Source organism: Mesorhizobium sp. M1E.F.Ca.ET.041.01.1.1, assembly GCF_003997355.1.
In the GTDB taxonomy this organism is placed as follows: Bacteria; Pseudomonadota; Alphaproteobacteria; order Rhizobiales; family Rhizobiaceae; genus Mesorhizobium.
Genome location: NZ_RZSL01000628.1, coordinates 1 through 3,291, shown reverse-complemented (window position 1 = coordinate 3,291; position 3,291 = coordinate 1). Strand labels below are relative to the sequence as shown.

4 protein-coding genes are annotated in these 3,291 nt (G+C 64.6%); all 4 read right to left on the bottom strand.

Annotation, left to right across the window (positions count from 1 at the left end):
- Positions 1-24: 24 nt before the first annotated feature.
- Positions 25-837, bottom strand: a complete 813-nt coding sequence (locus tag EOA38_RS31580) for an ABC transporter permease (protein ID WP_126091825.1) — start codon at positions 835-837, stop codon at positions 25-27.
- A complete protein-coding gene (locus tag EOA38_RS31575; protein ID WP_127301067.1) occupies positions 837-1,700 on the bottom strand; it encodes an ABC transporter permease in 864 nt (287 codons plus the stop codon). The genes EOA38_RS31580 and EOA38_RS31575 overlap by 1 nt, the downstream gene beginning before the upstream one ends.
- A 77-nt stretch (positions 1,701-1,777) precedes the next feature.
- Positions 1,778-2,941 (bottom strand): spermidine/putrescine ABC transporter substrate-binding protein, encoded by a 1,164-nt coding sequence (locus tag EOA38_RS31570; RefSeq protein ID WP_126091823.1) that lies wholly within the window; start codon positions 2,939-2,941, stop codon positions 1,778-1,780.
- The coding region (locus tag EOA38_RS31565; RefSeq protein WP_127301066.1) for a TOBE domain-containing protein at positions 2,922-3,291 on the bottom strand (370 nt) is incomplete at its 5' end. The genes EOA38_RS31565 and EOA38_RS31570, both read right to left, overlap by 20 nt.

Sequence of the window (3,291 nt, the reverse complement as noted above, 5' to 3'; positions counted from 1 at the left end):
CTTTCAAAATCATGGATTTGTCTTTCAAGGCGATGGCTTTCGTCGGCCGAGCTGCCACTGGGCGAGCAGGACGAGCAGGACCGAGGCGGCGAGCACGATCGTCGCGACGGCATTGATCTCCGGCGTCACGCCGCGCCGGATCGAGGCAAAGACATAGATCGGCAGTGTCGTCTGCGCGCCGGCGACGAAGAAGGCGATGATGAAATCGTCGAAGGAGAAGGTGAAGGCAAGCAGGAAGCCGGCGATCACCGCCGGCATGATCTGCGGCAGCACGATCGAACGGAACGTCGTCAGCGGCGTGGCATAGAGGTCGCTCGACGCCTCGACCAGGTTGCGGTCGAGGCTGCTGAGCCGCGTGCCGACGATCATCGTCACCAGCGCCATCGAGAACAGGCCGTGTGCAGCGATGATCGAGCCATAGCCGAGCGCAAGCCGCGGCGGCTGGTCGGTCGGCCACAGCGAAGCGAGGAACGGATTGACGACGGCAAAGAGCTGCACCAGCGCGACCAGCGTCGAAATGCCGATGACGACGCCCGGCACCACGATCGCGGCGCCCAGCAGCGCATCGAACAGCGCCCGTGTCCGCACGCCGACGCGTTGCAGCCCAAGCGCGGCGGCCGTGCCGCAAACGGCCGCGAGCAGCGCGCTGGTAGCGGCGATGAACAGGCTGTTCTTCAGCGCCTCGACCAGGAACGGATTCGACAGCGCCTTGCCGTACCATTGCACCGAGAAGCCGGTGAACTCGCTGGCATGCTGGCCGGCATTGAAGGAGAACAGCACGACCAGCGCGATCGGCAGATAAAGGAAGGCAAAGACGGCGACGACGAAGGCGCGCATCAGATCAGATCCACCCGGCGTGCGCCCGACAACCGGGTCGAGATGCGGTTGGCGACGATCAGCACCGCCACCGAGACCAGCACCAGGGTGATGGCGATCGCCGATCCGAACGGCCAGTTGCGCGACTGCAGGAAGAGGTCGACCAGCGCGTTGCCGATGAAGAACACCTTGCCGCCGCCGAGCAGCGTCGGGATCAGATATTCGCCGAGCAGCAGGATCATCACCAGGGAGAAGCCGGTCATCACGCCGGGCAGCGAAAGTCTCAGCGTCACGCCGAGGAATGTGGACAAAGGCGTAGCGCCGAGATCGGCGGACGCCTCCAGCAGCCGGCGGTCAAGCCGCTCCAGGCTGACATAGATCGGCAGGATCATCAGCGGCAGATAGCCGTAGACGATGCCGAGCAGCACCGCGCCCGGCGTGTTGATCAGCCTGAGATCCTCGATCCCGACATAGGCGAGCAGGGCCGGGATGCCGCGCCCGCCAAGGATGTACATCCAGGCATAGGTGCGCATCAGAAGGCTGGTCCAGAACGGGATGACGATCAGCGCGAGCAGGATCAACCGCCAGCGCTGCGGCGCGCGCAGCGCCAGATAGTAGGCGACGGGGTAAGCGACGAGCAGGCAGGCGAACGCGCCGACCGGCGCCAGCACCATCGTGTTCCAGAACGCGGTCGCCCGCGCCGGCAGATTGGCATATTGCGCGAACGTCAGCGCAGCCTGGTATCCACCCTCGGGCGCCCGCTCGCCGACGCTGAAGATGGCGATGGCTATGAACGGCAGGACCAGGAAGACAACAAGCCACAGCGTCGCCGGAGCGAGCAGCAGCGCGGTCAGTAGGTTTTTGCGAACAAGATTGCCGCGCATCGAAACAGCCGTTTGGGCGCCGGCGGGCATCTGCCCGCCGGTCGATTTGTCTGGATCGGATTTGTGGCCGGCCGGTCTCAAGCCGACTTGAAGCGCGCCATCAGCTCGGCACGGCCCGGATCGGTGAGCGTCGCGGCGGCGCCGAATTCGAGCGGCTTCAAAAGGTCGGCGGCCGGATAGAGGATCGGATTGTCGAGTACCTCCTTCGGCAGCAGCGCGTTGACCCGCGCGTCGGTCGAGGGCGCGCCATTGGCCAGATGCTCCTTCACCGCCACCTTCGGGTTCATCAGGTAGTTGAGCAGCGCATAGCCGGCCGGCTTGTTCGGCGCATCCTTCGGGATGGCGTAGAAGTCGGTCCAGATCTCGCCGCCTTCCTTACCGAGCACATAGGCGATCTCGGCAATGTCGCGATGGAGCTGCGCTCCGTCATTGGTCCAGCACATCGTCATCCAGGCGTCGCCCGAGCGCATCGACGGCTGGTAGTCGCTCGACACCGCGAACAGATGCGGCTTGACCTTGAGCAGCAGTTCCTCGGCCTTGGCGAGTTCGTCCTGCTTCAGCGAGTTGAACGAGTAGCCGTAGTATTTCAGCGCGTTGCCGATCGTGGTGAGCTGGTAGTCATGCACCATGGTGCGGCCGTCGCCTTCCGCCATGGCCGTGTCCCAGAACTCCTTCCAGCTCGACATCGGCTTGGCGAGCTTCTTGGTGTTGACCGCAAAGCCGGTCGTACCCCAGTTCTTCGGCACGGCGTAGATCGTCCCGTCGATCGTGCCTTCGGCGGTGAAGCGCGCGTCCTCCTGCGAGCCATCGAAATTGCCGAGCTTTGCCATGTCCAGCGGCTCGATGATGCCGAGCTTCTTATAGGTCGAGATGGTGTAGTTGGTCGGCACGAACAGGCTCCAGCCCGAGCCGCCGGCCTGCAGCTTGGCCAGCATCTCCTCGTTCGAGCCGAAGACATTGACCTCGACGGCGACGCCCGTCTCGGCCTTGAAGTTCTCGAAGGTTTGCGGGTCGTGATAGTTCGGCCAGGTAGCGATCGACATGCGGTCGCCGAGGTTTTCGGCGGCAAGGGCCGGTGTCGGCATGATGCCAAGCTCGCGCGCCATCACTGCGGTGGCGACGCCAAGGCCAGTGAGGCCGAGGAAGTCGCGCCGGCTGATCGAGCCGCGCTTCAGGCGCATCAATTGGTCGACGAATTTCTCGGGGCTTATCGGTAGTCCGTCACGATAGGATTTCGACATGTTGGTCTTCCCTCTGGTTGGTCCCGTTGTTCTTAGGCTGCGGAAACGCCAGCGGCGCTCCGGCGGCAAAGCCGATGGCGACGGGTTCGCCCGGCTTGAAGAGGTTGCCCTGGCCGATCACGTGATCGGCCTTGGCGAGCAGTGATCCGATGCCCTGGACCTCGACCGCGTATTCGGCGGTCGAGCCGAGGAAAATCCGGTTGCGGACGATGCCCTTCAGGCTGCCGCCTCCGGGCGCGGAGAGGCTGAGCGATTCCGGCCGCAGGCTGACGGATACGGCCTCACCCCTGCTGAGCGGCGCCCGCTTGCGGGCAGCGATGACCGTGCCGTCGGAGAGCGCCACGTCGACG

What these genes read in the sequence shown, in the direction of transcription:
- EOA38_RS31570 (WP_126091823.1), bottom strand. Translation starts at nt 2,941, where the DNA reads ATGTCGAAATCCTATCGTGACGGACTACCGATAAGCCCCGAGAAATTC.
- EOA38_RS31575 (WP_127301067.1), bottom strand. Translation starts at nt 1,700, where the DNA reads ATGCGCGGCAATCTTGTTCGCAAAAACCTACTGACCGCGCTGCTGCTC.
- EOA38_RS31580 (WP_126091825.1), bottom strand. Translation starts at nt 837, where the DNA reads ATGCGCGCCTTCGTCGTCGCCGTCTTTGCCTTCCTTTATCTGCCGATC.